Annotated in this window: 13 protein-coding genes and 1 pseudogene; 9 read left to right on the top strand and 5 right to left on the bottom strand. The window is 68.7% G+C overall.

The genetic code is table 11. The features are described 5' to 3' along the window. Positions 1-192 precede the first annotated feature (192 nt). Positions 193-960 carry a rhomboid family intramembrane serine protease gene (locus C8P69_RS18855; RefSeq protein WP_245902127.1) on the bottom strand — a complete coding sequence of 256 codons (768 nt, stop codon included), beginning with the start codon at positions 958-960 and terminating at the stop codon, positions 193-195. A 108-nt stretch (positions 961-1,068) separates the two neighbouring features. On the opposite strand from C8P69_RS18855, the gene C8P69_RS18850 reads away from it, so the two are divergent. Continuing rightward, positions 1,069-2,232: a trans-sulfuration enzyme family protein gene (locus tag C8P69_RS18850; RefSeq protein ID WP_108178985.1), complete on the top strand. Its 1,164-nt coding sequence runs from the start codon at positions 1,069-1,071 to the stop codon at positions 2,230-2,232. A gap of 69 nt (positions 2,233-2,301) precedes the next feature. Here C8P69_RS18850 and trxA read toward each other — a convergent pair whose 3' ends face one another. Further along, positions 2,302-3,288, bottom strand: coding sequence for a thioredoxin (gene trxA / locus C8P69_RS18845; protein WP_108178984.1), 987 nt, complete (start codon positions 3,286-3,288; stop codon positions 2,302-2,304). A 229-nt stretch (positions 3,289-3,517) separates the two neighbouring features. Here trxA and C8P69_RS18840 point away from each other — a divergent pair, with 229 nt between their 5' ends. Genes C8P69_RS18840 through C8P69_RS18830 form a run of 3 tightly spaced genes read left to right on the top strand, consistent with a single transcriptional unit; the run spans position 3,518 to position 6,141 of the window. Further along, positions 3,518-4,663 carry a CaiB/BaiF CoA transferase family protein gene (locus C8P69_RS18840; RefSeq protein WP_108178983.1) on the top strand — a complete coding sequence of 382 codons (1,146 nt, stop codon included), beginning with the start codon at positions 3,518-3,520 and terminating at the stop codon, positions 4,661-4,663. A 3-nt stretch (positions 4,664-4,666) separates the two neighbouring features. Beyond that, positions 4,667-5,428, top strand: a complete 762-nt coding sequence (locus C8P69_RS18835) for an enoyl-CoA hydratase-related protein (RefSeq protein WP_108178982.1) — start codon at positions 4,667-4,669, stop codon at positions 5,426-5,428. Between the two features lie 50 nt (positions 5,429-5,478). Next, positions 5,479-6,141, top strand: a complete 663-nt coding sequence (locus C8P69_RS18830) for an RraA family protein (protein WP_108178981.1) — start codon at positions 5,479-5,481, stop codon at positions 6,139-6,141. Positions 6,142-6,192: 51 nt separating this feature from the next. Here the strand turns inward: C8P69_RS18830 and C8P69_RS18825 are convergent. After that, positions 6,193-6,966, bottom strand: a pseudogene (locus tag C8P69_RS18825) (lipo-like protein); the annotation flags it as partial. Positions 6,967-7,132: 166 nt separating this feature from the next. On the opposite strand from C8P69_RS18825, the gene C8P69_RS18820 reads away from it, so the two are divergent. Further along, entirely contained in the window at positions 7,133-8,473 is a 1,341-nt protein-coding gene (locus C8P69_RS18820; protein ID WP_170118304.1) for a flavin monoamine oxidase family protein, read from the top strand. Between the two features lie 72 nt (positions 8,474-8,545). Next, the gene (locus C8P69_RS18815; protein WP_108178978.1) at positions 8,546-9,391 is read left to right on the top strand and encodes a tetratricopeptide repeat protein; all 846 of its coding nucleotides are present in this window, start codon (positions 8,546-8,548) and stop codon (positions 9,389-9,391) included. A gap of 227 nt (positions 9,392-9,618) precedes the next feature. On the opposite strand, the gene C8P69_RS18810 is transcribed toward C8P69_RS18815, so the two are convergent. Continuing rightward, positions 9,619-11,232, bottom strand: a complete 1,614-nt coding sequence (locus C8P69_RS18810; protein WP_108178977.1) for a phosphoenolpyruvate carboxykinase — start codon at positions 11,230-11,232, stop codon at positions 9,619-9,621. 293 nt (positions 11,233-11,525) lie between these two features. Here C8P69_RS18810 and C8P69_RS18805 point away from each other — a divergent pair, with 293 nt between their 5' ends. Both C8P69_RS18805 and C8P69_RS18800 read left to right on the top strand, forming a co-directional pair. Beyond that, on the top strand, positions 11,526-12,578 hold the full coding sequence (locus tag C8P69_RS18805; protein ID WP_108179025.1) for a lysine-2,3-aminomutase-like protein: 1,053 nt from the start codon (positions 11,526-11,528) through the stop codon (positions 12,576-12,578). Positions 12,579-12,581: 3 nt separating this feature from the next. Further along, positions 12,582-12,794, top strand: a complete 213-nt coding sequence (locus tag C8P69_RS18800) for an alkylphosphonate utilization protein (RefSeq protein ID WP_108178976.1) — start codon at positions 12,582-12,584, stop codon at positions 12,792-12,794. A gap of 128 nt (positions 12,795-12,922) precedes the next feature. On the opposite strand, the gene C8P69_RS18795 is transcribed toward C8P69_RS18800, so the two are convergent. After that, complete coding sequence (locus C8P69_RS18795; protein ID WP_146167379.1) at positions 12,923-13,903, bottom strand: LysR substrate-binding domain-containing protein; 981 nt, start codon at positions 13,901-13,903, stop codon at positions 12,923-12,925. A gap of 32 nt (positions 13,904-13,935) precedes the next feature. On the opposite strand from C8P69_RS18795, the gene C8P69_RS18790 reads away from it, so the two are divergent. Next, on the top strand, positions 13,936-14,280 hold the full coding sequence (locus tag C8P69_RS18790; RefSeq protein WP_108178974.1) for a RidA family protein: 345 nt from the start codon (positions 13,936-13,938) through the stop codon (positions 14,278-14,280). Positions 14,281-14,283: the final 3 nt, after the last annotated feature.

The raw sequence follows: 14,283 nt of genomic DNA, 5'->3' as shown, positions 1-14,283 counted from the left end.
TGCGATCTGTGCGAAGCCGTGAGGGCGACCTTCGGGCCGAAGCGTGGCAAAAAGTCGCCGCCTGTCCGGTCGGACCGGCCGCACCGCGTCCCTAGCACTCGTCATGATGGTCCCCCCGCGAATCGCGAACGCGCCGGATGGCCTTCTGTTCCACGCTCTGTAGGCCAAAGGCCCCGGCGAGGCAAAACCGCGTCACGACCGACGCAGCGGGATGCGCGGCACGGTCACCGCGAGGACGCGCTCGTGGCTGAAGAGCTGCGCGTCGCGCTGCTTCATCACACCGACCAGTGCCGCACCGGCGACGAGCCCGCCGACATGGGCCCACCAGGCCGTTGCGCCGCCGTGGGAGGTGACGAGATGGACGATCTGCAGCACCACCCAGGTGCCCAGCGCCAGCCAGACGGGGATGGACAGCGGGATGATGTTGAAGACGAGTCCGAAGACACGCACCCGCGGGAAGAGCAGCAGATAGGCGGCGAGGACGCCGGAAATGGCGCCGGAGGCGCCGACCAGCGGGGCCTGCGAGCCGGCATTGACGAAAAGGTGGACCGCCCCGCCGAACAGGCCGCAGATGAGATAGAAGGCGAGGAAGCGCGCATGGCCCATGGCATCTTCGACATTGTCGGCGAAGACCCAGAGGAACAGCATGTTGCCGATGAGATGCATCCAGCCGGCGTGCATGAACATGTAGGTGAGCCAGGTCGCCCAGGAGGGCACCACCTGCAGATTCGGAGCCAGCATCGCCCCGTCGGTGAAGATCGCCGGGATCAGCCCCAGCCCCAGCGCATTGGCCTGGGCGCTCTCTGCCGGCACGAAGCCGGTGGTGAGCAGGAAGATCGCCACGTTCAGCCCAATCAGTGTGAAGGTCACATAGGGCTGGGCGATGCGACGATAGGGGTTGTTGTCGGCGAGGGGGAGGAACATGGTGCGAAGGTAGCGCGCCGCATCCCGCCCCGCCATGGCCCGCGCGGCTCGGCGCGCTTGATTCCATCATATGAGAGTTGTAGTTGCGGATGATGGAAGCGCGGTCCCGCCGCGCCCTGCCCTCCGCCCTCCAGAGGATCCCGCATGTCCGCCAAGCCTCCGACCAACGGCCTCGCGCCGCGCACCCTCGCCGCCCAGGCTCTCGGCTGGGAGGAGGCGGAGACCCATGCGGTCGTGACGCCGATCCATGTGGCGACCACCTTCATCCGCGATCCCGACAACCAGTATCGCAATGGCTTCGTCTATGGCCGCCCGGACAACCAGACGGTGCGCCAGTGCGAGGCGGTGCTGACCGCACTCGAAGAGGGCGCCGAGGCCATGCTGCTGGGCTCCGGCATGTCGGCGGCGACCGCCCTCGTCATGGCGCTGCCGGCGGGCGCACATATCGTCGCGCCGACGGTCATGTACTGGGCGCTGCGCAACTGGCTGATCAACGACGCCCCGACCTATGGCTACACGACGACCTTCGTCGACACGGCCGACCTGGCCGCGGTCAAGGCGGCCGTTGTGCCGGGCAAGACGAAGCTCGTCTGGCTCGAGACGCCGTCGAACCCGCTCTGGACAGTCTCGGACATTGCTGCGATCTCCGAGATCGCCCATGCGGCGGGGGCCATCTGCGCGGTCGATTCCACCGTCGCGACACCCGTGCTGACGCGGCCGCTGGCGCTCGGCGCCGACATCGTCATGCATGCCGCGACGAAGTACCTGAACGGCCACTCCGACGTGGTGGCGGGCGCCCTCGTCACCCGCGAGGCGAACGAGTTCTGGGCCAGGGTGCGCCGCGTGCGCTCCATGCACGGCCAGATCCTCGGGCCCTTCGAGGCCTTCCTGCTGATGCGCGGCATGCGCACGCTGCATGTGCGTGTCGAGGCGCAGGTGAAGGCGGCGCTGGCGCTCGCCGAGAAACTCGCTGCCCATCCCATGGTCGGCGAGGTGCTCTATCCCGGCCTCACCTCCCATCCCCAGCATGCGCTGGCGGCGCGGCAGATGACCGGCGGCTTCGGCGGCATGCTGTCGATCCGCGTGAAGGCCGGCGAGCAGGCGGCGATCTCGGCCGCCGCCCGCGTCGAACTGTGGAAGCGCGCCACCTCGCTCGGCGGCGTCGAGAGCCTCATCGAGCACCGTGCCTCGATCGAGGGGGCCGGCTCGCCCTGCCCGACCGACCTCCTGCGCATGTCGGTCGGCCTCGAGGCGGTGGACGATCTCTACGCCGACATCGACCGGGCGCTCAGGGCGGCGAACGCCTGAGCCACGTCACCCGCGACACAAAAAAGGCCGGCTCGGAGCCGGCCCTTTGTCGTTCCCGGGATGCGCTCGTCAGCGGAAGAGCAGCGAGGAGAGCTTGCGGCGGCCGGCAATGGTGGCCTCGTCCATCGGGCCCCAGGCCTCGAAGAACTGCACCAGCTGCTTGCGCGCGCCATCCTCGTTCCAGGTCCGGTCGCGGCGAAAGATTTCGAGCAGGTGGTCGGTCGCCTCCTCGCGCTTGCCCTTGGCATTGAGCGCCACGGCGAGGTCGAAGCGGGCCTGGTGGTCGGCCGGGTCCTGGGCGAGGCGATGCTCGAACTCGTGGATGGGACCGAGATCGGCCGCCTGCTCGGCGAGTTCCAGCGCTGCGCGGGCCGCCGCCACCGCCTTGTCATTCGCCTTGTCGGCCGGCACCTCGGCGAGGATGGCCCTGGCCTGCTCGAGGTCGCCGGTCTCGATGGCACAGCGGGCAAGGCCCGCCAGCGCATGGAGATTGTCCGGCTCGACGCCGAGGACCTGGGCATAGACCTGCGCCGCGCCGGCGGCATTGCCCTCGACGAGGGCCGCATCGGCAGCGGCCAACGCCTCGGCGAGGTCGGGGCTCACCTTGCCGCCCACCAGCTTCTCGATGAAGGCCTTCACCTGGCCTTCGGGCAGGGCGCCCATGAAACCGTCGATGCCCTGGCCCTTGTCGAAGGCAATCACCGCCGGGATCGACTGGATGCCGAGCTGCCCGGCGATCTCCGGGTGCTTGTCGATGTCCATCTTCACCAGCTTCACCTTGCCCTTGAAGGACTGGACGACCTTCTCGAGAACGGGGGTGAGCTGCTTGCAGGGGCCACACCAGGTGGCCCAGAAATCGACGAGAACCGGCTGCTTCTTCGATTCCTCCAGCACGTCCTTCACGAAGTCGCGGGTCGTGGTGTCCTTGATGAGGTCGCCGGCCGGAGCCGCAGCGGGAGCGGGGGCCGCAGCCGGGGGCTGGGGCGCGCCGCCGAAGCCGCCCCCGAAGGATCCGCCGAAAGATGCGCCGAACTTGGCGCCGCCATTGCCGCTCATGTGGATCTCCCTGGCGCGGCGGATGCTCGCCGCGCACGGTCGTTATCAATCGTCGCCGCATAGATGGCCGCTCGGCCACAAAATGCAACGCCGAAGTACGCGCTGACCCTGCGGCTCTCCGCCCTTCGGCATCGGCCAGACGGCCGGTCGGCCTCGCCTTGACTGCGAGGAGGCCGCCTTTAGCGTTCCCGATAGAACAGGACGGCGGCAGACCGGTCGGGAGGACAACGTGACGAGGACGGGGCCGCTTGCCGGCGTGACCATCGTGGAATTCCAGGGTCTTGGACCCGGACCCTTCTGCGCCATGATGCTGGCCGATCTCGGTGCCGACATCATCCGCATCGACCGTGCCGGCAAGGCGGCCTGGAACGCCGGTGACGCGCTCGGCCGCGGCCGCCGTTCCATCGCCGTGAACCTCAAGGCGCCGGGCGCCGCCGATCTCGTGCTGAAGATCATCGCCCGCGCCGATGCGCTGGTGGAAGGCTTCCGGCCGGGCGTCATGGAACGCCTCGGCCTCGGGCCGGACGTGTGCCTGACGGCCAATCCGCGGCTTGTCTATGGCCGCATGACCGGCTGGGGCCAGGAGGGGCCCTATGGCCCCGCTCCGGGCCACGACATCAACTATCTCGCGCTCTCCGGCATGCTCTGGCCGCTGGGGCCCGCCGACCGCCCGCCCGTACCGCCCTTGAACCTCGCCGCTGATTTCGGCGGCGGCGGCATGATGCTGGCGCTCGGTATCGTCGCAGCGCTCTACAGCGCCAAGGCGACCGGCAAGGGCCAGGTGGTCGATGCTGCCATGGTGGACGGAGCTGCCGTCCTCGGCACGATGATCTTCGGGATGATCAATGCCGGCACCTGGAAGGTGGCGCGCGAGGCCAACATGCTCGACGGTGGCGCGCCCTTCTACGGCGTCTATGACACCGCCGACGGCAAATATGTCTCGATCGGCTCTCTGGAGCCGCAGTTCTATGCCGAATTGCTGAAGGGCCTCGGGCTGACCGACCCGCGTTTTGCCAAGCAATGGGACAAGGCCATGTGGCCGGACCTGCGCCGCGCCATCGCCGACACGTTCCGCTCCAAGACGCGCGACGAATGGTCCGCCCTGCTCGACGGCCGGGAGATCTGCTACGCGCCCGTCCTCGATCCGCGCGAGGCTGCGACCCATCCGCACAACATCGCCCGCGGCACCTTCGTCGCGACGCCGACCGGCCCGGTGCCGAAGCCGGCGCCGCGCTTCTCCGTCACGGCGACCGAGGTCGCACCCCACGCGCGCGGACCAGGCGCGGAGAGCCGCGCCATCCTCACAGAGGCCGGCCTGTCCGCCGCCGAGATCGACGCCGCCCTCGCCTCCGGGCTGGTGGCAGAAAGGACCTGACCGATGGCCATCACCTATGAGGTCTCCGAGGGCATCGCCACCCTCACGCTGAACCGGCCCGAGCGGCTGAACGCCTTCAACGACGCGCTGGTGAACGGGGCGCTGACGTCCATCGCCGCGGCGCGGGTCGATCCGGCCGTGAAGGCATTGGTGATCACCGGCAATGGTCGCGGCTTCTGCGCCGGGGCCGATCTCGCGGGCGGGCTCGCCCCGACCGGCGAGGGCGTCAACGCCTCCATGCGCGACCTGTTCAATCCGCTCATCCTCGCCATCGATGATTTCCCGAAGCCGACGGTCGCGGCCATCAACGGCGTCGCGGCGGGCGCCGGCGTCGGACTGGCTCTTGTCTGCGACATCGCGGTCGCGGCCCGATCGGCCTCCTTCGTGCTGACCTTCGGACCGCAGCTCGGCCTCGTGCCGGATCTCGGCGTGACATGGTTCCTGCCGCGCGCCATCGGCCGCGCCCGCGCCCGGGCCCTGGCCCTGCTCGGCGACAAGCTGCCGGCGCAAACCGCGGCCGACTGGGGCCTCGTCTGGACCTGTGTCGACGACGAGCAGTGCATGCCGACGGCGCGGGCCCTCGCCACCCGTCTCGGCCGTGGTTCGGCGGAGGCGTTCTTCGAAATCCGCCGGCTGATGGACAAGGCCGAGACGAACGACCTTGCCACCCAGCTCGACGCCGAGCGGGAGACGCAGGTCGGCCTGATCGTCAAGCCGGCCTTCATGGAAGGCGTGAAGAACTTCCTTGCGAAGAAGGCGGGGTGACAGGGCCACGCGGGCGCCTATCCTGACGGCAAAACATCAGGAGGACGCCCATGACCGACAGCTTCGACGACATCATCGCCGCGGCGCGACCGCTCATCGCCTCGGCGCCGGTTTGCGACGCACTGGACGAGCACGGCTACCACCGCCAGATCCTTCCCGCCTCTATCCGCCCTGTCGATGACGGGACCGTGCTGTTCGGCCCGGCGCGAACGGGCAGCTACAAGGTCATCCACGAGCGCATCGCGAACATCTACGACCTTGAGATCGCCCTCGTCGACGACCTGAAGCCCGGCGAGGTCTGCGTCATGGCGACCGGCGCCAACACCGCCATCGGCCCCTGGGGCGAACTGCTCTCGACCCGCGCCCGCTATCTCGAAGCCGCCGGCTTCCTCACCGATGGCGCCGCACGCGACGTCGTCGCCATCCGCGCCATGGGCTTTCCGGTCTTCACCGGCGCCCTGTCACCCGCCGACACGCAATATCGCGGCATGATGGTGGAGAAGGATACGCCGATCCGCATCGGCGAGGTCGCCATCGCCCCCGGCGACATCATCGTCGGCGATGTCGACGGCGTCGTGGTGGTGCCGCGCGCGGCAGCCCTGGCCGTGCTCTCCACCGCCATGGGCAAGATCACCGGCGAGCGGCGCATGCGCGCCGATCTCGAGGCCGGCATGTCGCTGGCGGAGGCCTTCGCCAAGCATGGCCTGCTGTGAGGCCAAGCCTCAGGCCACGCTCTCCAGCGACGGTGCGGTGGGCGGGGAGGCCTGCTGGCGGTCTCCCCACTGCAGCTTCTTGTAGTTGAAGCCGCGCTGGATGGTCGGCTTGACGATGGCGAAGTAGGGGGAAATGTCGAAATCCCGCGGCGCGTAGAGGGAGTGGTGGCGGATGTGCAGGATCTCCCGCCGCGCCGCCTTGCCGCGCACCCGCTGTTCGCCGTCACGGGCGCAACGCTCGACCTTCGGCAGGATCGGATAGCGCACCTGTTCGAAGGCCTGGGCGATCAGCGTCGAGCAGATGGCACGCGTCGGGTCGCCCGAGCCGAAGGCGATCATCCGCCGACGCCAGCGCACCGGCACAGGCATGGGGATGAGGAAACGCAGCATGTCGAGGATGTTCTTCAGGTCGTAGTCGAGGCCAATGCGCTCGATCATGAAGCCGCAGGCCCGGCACTGGTCCTCTTCGGTCAGGCCGACCGGCCGGCAGATGCGGGTGTGGAAATCGCGATACTTCGACAGCGGCGCCGAAATCACGCCCTCACCGAGATAGGCCTCCACCAGCACATGCGGCTCGCCATTGGGCTCCGTGCGGCCGGCGATCGGCCCCACATACATGGCGGCATGCGACCAGGTGGACTGGGTCAGGTACTTGATGACGGCGGAGATGCGCGTGTCGCCCTCCACCAGCAGGATGTCGCCGGGCCTGAGCGTCGAGGCGAGCGCGTTGGGGTCGCTCGGCGTCGTCGGCTCGTAGCCGGGCGAGCGCTTTCCGAGAATGCCGGCGAGCCGCCGGCCTAAAGCATCGAGAATGCGGTCTCCCATGGTGGTCCCTCCCCAGGGACGTTCGTGTCTTGAGGTGCAAGTGTGGGTCGCCGCGTGTTGACAAGGCGTTCACGTCGCGGCATCCGCGCCGCCATGAAGCCGCCGAATGCGTGCTATAGCCCGTGCCAATGATCGGGATTCGCCAAGCACGATGAACGGACCGTTGATGACCCGGCGCCGCCTGCTCGCCGCCTCAGCCACCCTTCCTGCGGCCCCCGCGCTGGCCCAGACCGCGCGCCAGCCGGCGAGCGAGGTCGACGTGATCGTCATCGGTGCGGGCGCCGCCGGCATCGCCGCGGCCCGCCGCCTCACCGCCGCCGGCCGATCGGTGATCGTGCTGGAAGCCAAGGCGCAGGCGGGCGGTCGCTGCATCGTCGACACGGTCAATTTCGGCATGCCGATGGACCTCGGCGCGCACTGGATCCACGCTCCAGCCGACAATCCCGTCGTGCCGCTGGCGCGGGCCGCAGGGTTCACGCTCTACGACGATCCCGACCGTCCCCGCCTGATGATCAAGGGCCGGTCCCCGCGCGAGGGCGAGTGGGAGACGTTCGCCGCTGCCCTGGTCCGGGCGCAGCGGGCGATCATCGAGGCAGGCGAGGCCGGGCGGGAGATTCCGCTTTCGGCCGCCATGCCGACCAATCTCAGGGACTGGGCGGCGACGATCGATTTCCTCAAGGGCGCCTGGGATTCCGGCAAGGAGACATCGGAGATCTCCTGCGTCGACTTCTACAACGCCATCGAGACGCGCGATCTGTTCTGCCGCCAGGGCTATGGGGCGATCCTCGCCAAGCTGGCGGAGGGACTGCCCATTCGCCTGTCGACGCCGGTGACGAAGGTCGACTGGTCCGGCCGCGGAGTCACGGTGGAGACGCCCGCCGGGGCGCTGCGCGCGCGTGCCGTCATCGTCACGGTCTCGACTGCGGTGCTGGCGTCGGGGACGATCCGCTTCACCCCGGCCCTGCCGAAGCGCCAGGCGGATGCGGTGGCGGCCCTGACCTGCGGCACCTACGAGCATCTGATCGTGCGGCTGGCCGGCAATCCGCTGGACGCCAAGCCGGACGAGCCTCTGGTGGTGAAGGCCGACACAACCGCGACGGCCAAGCCGCTGGCGCGGATCGGCGGCTCCGACTGGTGGTATCTCGACATCGGCGGGCGCTTCGCCCGTGACCTGGCGGCAGCCGGCGAGACAGCCATGAAGGCCTTCGCGGCGGAGTTCGTCGGCAACGAATTCGGGCCGCAGGCGCGCCGGGCGCTCGGCGAGATCCACGTCACCTCCTGGTCCACCGATCCCTTCATCCGCGGCGCCTGGTCGGTCGCAGGACCTGGCGCCACGCCGCAGCGGCTGCGCCTCGCGGAGCCCGTGGGCCAGCGGCTGCTGATCGCTGGCGAGGCGACCGACGAGGGGCTGTGGGGCACGGTCGGCGGTGCCTTCGCCTCGGGCGAACGGGCGGCCGAGCAGGCGCTGCGCTGGATCGCTCCGGCGGCCCAGGGCCGGCGCCGCTGAGGCCATCTTAGCGGCTCGTTAACGTTAACGGATTATGACCGGACGACTTCGGGACTTCCCGTGGAGTTCGTCATGTCCGCCGCCCCTCGTCTTCGCCTCGCCGCCCTCCTCGCCTCGGCCGCGCTGCTCTGCGGCGGCTGCTCGCTCACCGCCGGCCGCGGCGGCGACATCACCGGCTCCGTCGGCTCGGCGCCGATGACCGAACAGGCCGCCCGCGCCCAGCTCGAAAGCCTCGCCGAGCGCTACCGCACGAACCCCGGCGACACCGCCAATGCCATGCGCTACAGCCGGGCGCTGCGCGCCACCGGCCAGGCCGTGCAGGCGGTGGCCGTGCTGGAGCGCGTCGCCATCCGCGACGGCCGCAACATGGCGCTGCTCGGCGAATTCGGCCGGGCGCTTGCCGATGCCGGCCGCTACGACCAGGCCCTGCAGGTGCTGCAGCGCGCCCATCGCCCGGACCAGCCGGACTGGCGCATCTACAACGTCCAGGGCACCATCTACGACCAGATGGGGCGGCCGCAGGAGGCCCAGGCGCTCTACAACGACGCGCTGAAGATCGCCCCGGGCGAACCTGCCATCCTCACCAATCTCGGCCTGTCCTACGCGCTCTCGCGCCAGTTGCCGCAGGCCGAGCAGACCCTGCGGCAAGCCGCCTCGCACCCGCAGGCCGACAAGCGGGCGCGGCAGAACCTCGCCCTGGTGGTGGGCCTTCAGGGCCGTTTCGCCGAGGCCGAGGAGATCGCCCGCAAGGACCTTCCCCCCGCCGAGGCGGAGGAAAACATGGCCTATCTCCGCGCCATGGTGGCGCAGCCGAATTCCTGGGCGCAGATCCGCCAGGCTGACCGGCGGGGACAGGGCCAGCGAACGGGACAGACGCCGCCCACGACGCCAGCTGCCCCGCCGGCTCCGCGCGGCTGAGGAAGCGGTGCGGCTCACCTCTCCCCGGCGGGGAGAGGTCGACGAGCGCAGCGAGGCGGGAGAGGGGGAGAGACCTCTCCGGACAAGCCTGGCCCCCTCTCCCGGCCTGCGGCCGACCTCTCCCCGCCGGGGGAGAGGTAAAGGGGGCGCCCTTGCCTTCGGGCACCTCCAACGAAAAAGCCCGGCGCGAGGCCGGGCTTTTCCAATAGGAGTCTTGAGCGAAGGGCTTACTCGGCGGCGAGCTGCACCGAGGGGGCGGCCGCCTTCACGTCGGCGTCCACATAGGGCTCGAACTTCGCGAAATTGTCCTGGAACATCTGCACGAGCTTGCGCGCGGTGGCGTCGAACTCGGCTTTGTCGCGCCAGGTCTTGATCGGATAGAGCATGTGCGGCGGCACGCCCGGCACCGAGGTCGGCACCGCGAAGCCGAAATAGGGATCGCGGCGGAAGTCGGCGCGGTTGAGCGAGCCGTCGAGGGCCGAGCGCAGCAGCAGGCGGGTGATCGAGATCGGCATGCGGCGGCCGACGCCGTGCTTGCCGCCGGTCCAGCCGGTGTTCACCAGCCAGCAGTCGACATGGTGCTTGCCGATCAGCTCGCGCAGCAGGTTGCCGTATTCCGACGGGTGGCGCGGCATGAAGGGCGCGCCGAAGCAGGTCGAGAAGGTCGGCTGCGGCTCGGTGACGCCCTTCTCCGTGCCGGCGACCTTCGCCGTGAAGCCGGAGAGGAAGTGGTACATCGCCTCGGCCGGGGTCAGCTTGGCGATGGGCGGCATGACACCGAAGGCATCGGCGGTCAGCATGACGATGTTCTTCGGATGGCCGGCGCGGCCGGTCTCCGAGGCATTGGCGATGAAGTGCAGCGGATAGGCGACGCGGGTGTTCTCGGTCTTCGAGCCGTCGTCGAAATCCGGAATGCGGGTGACCGGGTCGATCACCACGTTCTCCATCACCGAGCCGAAGCGCTCGGTGGTGGCGTAGATCTCGGGCTCGGCCTCGCGCGACAGCTTGATGGCCTTGGCGTAGCAGCCGCCCTCGAAATTGAAGATGCCGTCCTTGCCCCAGCCATGCTCGTCGTCACCGATGAGGGTCCGCGAGGCATCCGCCGACAGCGTGGTCTTGCCGGTGCCGGAGAGGCCGAAGAACACGGCGACGTCGCCGTTCGGGCCGACATTGGCCGAGCAGTGCATCGGCATGACCTTCTGCGGCGGCAGGAGGAAGTTGAGCATGGTGAAGACGCTCTTCTTCATCTCGCCGGCATAGGAGGTGCCGCCGATCAGCACGATCTTGCGGGTGAAGTCGCAGGCGATCACCGTCTCGGTGCGCACGCCGTACTTCTTCGGGTCGGCCTTGAACGAGGGCAGGTCGACGATGGTCATGTCCGGGACGAAGGAGGCGAGCTCCTCGTGCTTCGGACGGATCAGCAGGTTGCGGATGAAGAGGTTGTGCCAGGCATATTCGGTGAAGACGCGCGTCTTGATACGCGTCGCCGGGTCGGCGCCGCCATGCAGGTCCTGCACGAAGAGCTCGCGGCCCTTGGCATGCTCAAGCATGTCGGCCTTGAGCAGCTCGAAGGCTTCCGGCGTGATGGCGCCATTGTTGTCCCACCAGACCGTGTTTTCCGTCGTGGCGTCGCGGACGACGAACTTGTCCTTGGGCGAACGGCCGGTGTGCTGGCCGGTCTCGGCGACGAGCGGGCCGCCGGCGGAGAGCTTGGCTTCGCCGCGGGCGATCGATTCCTCGACCAGCTTCGGCTCCAGATAGTTCCAGTGCAGGGCCTTCAGCCCCGAAAAGCCGAACGCGTCGGCCCCATGCGCCTTGTTCCAGGTTCCGGTCTCGGCCAAGGAAGTCCTCCCCTACGGGTCATCGTCAGGGCGCGGCGAGCGCCTGTGCACTGCCATGATGTCGGCGCCGGGGACAGGGCCGCGGCGGAGGCGATCCCCCTAATCCAAAGGCGGTTTGCCGGCAAGCCCACCGCACGGCAGACAAGGCCGGAAACGCCGGGATTTTCGGGAACGCGGTGAACGGCGAAGGGGGTTCACATCGGGCGTGGCAGGGGGTGGATTCCACCCCCCGGCCCTTGCCATTCACCCCGGGACCGCCCATGAGGCGGGCCATGAGTGCCGGGACTCCTCCCCTGACGCGCCACAGGGCGCCGACCCTGCGCAGCGGCGCCGACCTCGCCGCGGCGGGCCTCGTCGCGCCGGAGGCGGTGGCGGCTGCGACCAAAGTCGGGGCCCGCTATGCGATCGCCGTCAGCCCGGCCATGGCCGATCTGATGGCGGGTCGTGGCGCGGATGACCCCATCGCGCGGCAGTTCCTGCCCGACGAGCGTGAGCTCGACATCCGGCCGGAGGAGCGCGCCGACCCGATCGGCGACGAAGCCCATTCGCCGGTGAAGGGCATCGTCCATCGCTATCCCGACCGGGTGCTCCTGAAGATCGTCCATGCCTGCCCGGTCTATTGCCGTTTCTGCTTCCGCCGCGAGATGGTGGGACCGGAGGGCCTGGGCGCATTGGACGCAGCCGAATTGTCCGCCGCCCTCGCCTATGTCGCGGCCCGGCCGGCCATCTTCGAGGTGATCCTCACCGGCGGCGACCCGATGGTGCTCTCGGCGAGGCGCGTCCGCGAGGTCACGCGGGCCATTGCCGCCATCCCGCATGTGAAGGTGATCCGCTGGCACACCCGCGTGCCGGTCGTGGCGCCCGAGCGCATCACGCCGGATTATGCCCGCGCCCTCCGCGCGCCGGGCAAGGCCGTCTATGTCGCCGTCCACGCCAACCATGCCCGCGAGTTCACGGCGGATGCCCAGCGGGCGCTTGGCCTCCTCGCCGATGCCGGCATCGCGCTCGTCAGCCAGTCGGTGCTGCTGCGGGGCGTCAACGACGATGCCGGGACGCTGGCCGACCTGATGCGCGCCTTCGTCGCCAACCGCGTGAAGCCCTACTACCTGCATCATCCCGACATGGCGCCGGGCACCGCCCATTTCCGCCTGTCGGTGGCCGAGGGGCAGGCGCTGGTGGCGCAGTTGCGCGGCCGGCTCTCGGGCCTCGCTCAGCCGACCTATGTGCTGGACATTCCCGGCGGCGAGGGCAAGGTCCCCGTCGGACCCGCCTATCTCGGCGACGGCGACGTCGCGGACTGGCGCGGCCGCCGCCACCCCTATCCCCCGCACGACACCGAAGGCTGAGCCATGGACGTCACGGATTCGAACGGGGCCGTCCTCAAGGACGGCGACAGCGTCACGCTGATCAAGGACCTCAAGGTGCGGGGCACTTCCGTCACGCTGAAGCGCGGCACGCGGGTGAAGGCGATCCGCCTCACCGACGACCCGGACGAGGTCGAGTGCAGCGTCGACAAGGTGAAGGGCCTGGTGCTCAGGACGGAGTTCCTGAAGAAGGCGTGAGGCGGGGGAGCAGAGCTCGGCAGTTACCGGCAGAGGCGTGAACGCCGTTTCCGTCGTTTCGTTGCGGTTGGCGGGCCCGAGGCCTTGGCCCTTGGCGATCTCCGCACCCTCCGATCAAGATTGCAGATTCAGTCAATCTGACTGACGAGCCAACGCTCGAACACGTCACCAGCCGGGTTGGTGGAGCGGAGAGGCTTCAGCAACCAATACCCGAAGCTGGATGGGGCAGCGATATCGGCCAGCGGGGTCAAGAGCCTTTCTGTCCTCAACAGGTCGGACAGCAACCACAGCCGCCCCATGGCAAGTCCGTGCCCGGCGAGAACGGTATCGACGACAAGGCCGTATTCCGTGAGGTGACTATCCCCGCCTCTCCAGGGTGACGTTACGGATGTTTCACGCCAACGCTCCCAATCGCTTGTCGTTGAATTGAGAATGCGCGGCGCCGATGCGAGATCGTCCAAAGTCGGGGCGGGCGGCAGTGTCTTTGCGAATGCCTGACTGACGATCGGCGATAAGCGCTCAGGGACGAGCAAGCGGCCATTGCATCCAGGCCATGGCCCAATTCCGTAGCGGATTGCGAGGTCACACTCACCTTTGCTCACATCGGAAAGGGCGAGGCTCGGGTCGATCCGGAGGTCAATGTCAGGATGGTCCTGCGCCCATGTTGGCAGGCGCGGCGCCAACCAGAAGCGGCCGAAGGAGGGCAGTACGCTCAGTCGGAGCACCCGCTTGCCGCGCGCGACGGTGGTTCGGACCTGTTCAGTGGCCAGCGCAATCCGAGTCAGAGCCTCGGTGACTGACTGGAAGTAGCGCTCGCCTTCCAACGTGAAGCGGATGCCACGGGCTTCCCGCACGAAGAGCCGGACGCCGAGGTCTGTCTCCAGATTGCGGATGTGATGGCTCACCGCACTCTGAGTGATCAGCAGTTCCTGTCCCGCCGCCCGAAAACTCTGGAGGCGCCCCACCGCTTCGAAGGCGCGCAGGCTGGGGAGGTTCGGCAGGTGCGGGGGCTGGCGCATGACTCTGACAGGGACGATCCAGACATGAGTGGGATCGATCGCTCGATTGTCAACTTTGAATGAGGTGCCGCGTTCGGGAAAAGCGTTCAATCCCGGTCCGCTGCTTAGGCCGAGGAGGCCCCATGGACATCACCCGCTTCGAACCCGCCACCCTGTATTCTGCCGCCGTGCGCTCGAACGGCTTTCTGTTCCTTTCAGGCATCACACCCAAGAACCGCCAGGCCGATATTCAGGGGCAAACACGCGAGGTGCTCGCCGAGATTGACCGCCTGCTCGGGCTCGGAGGTCTCGAACGCAGCCGGGTCGTCTCGGCAATGATCTGGGTGTCGGACATCAGGCTGCGCGATGCGATGAACGAGGAGTGGGTCGGCTGGGTCGGCGATCACCGTCCGGCACGGGCCTGCGTCGAGGCAAAACTCGCCGATCCAGCCATGCTGGTCGAGATTCAAGTCACCGCCGCAGCGTAGGGA

The organism is Phreatobacter oligotrophus, assembly GCF_003046185.1.
Classification (GTDB): Bacteria; Pseudomonadota; Alphaproteobacteria; order Rhizobiales; family Phreatobacteraceae; genus Phreatobacter; species Phreatobacter oligotrophus.
Note: the sequence above shows the minus strand (reverse complement) of the source record. Positions and strands in the feature narration are given on the sequence as shown.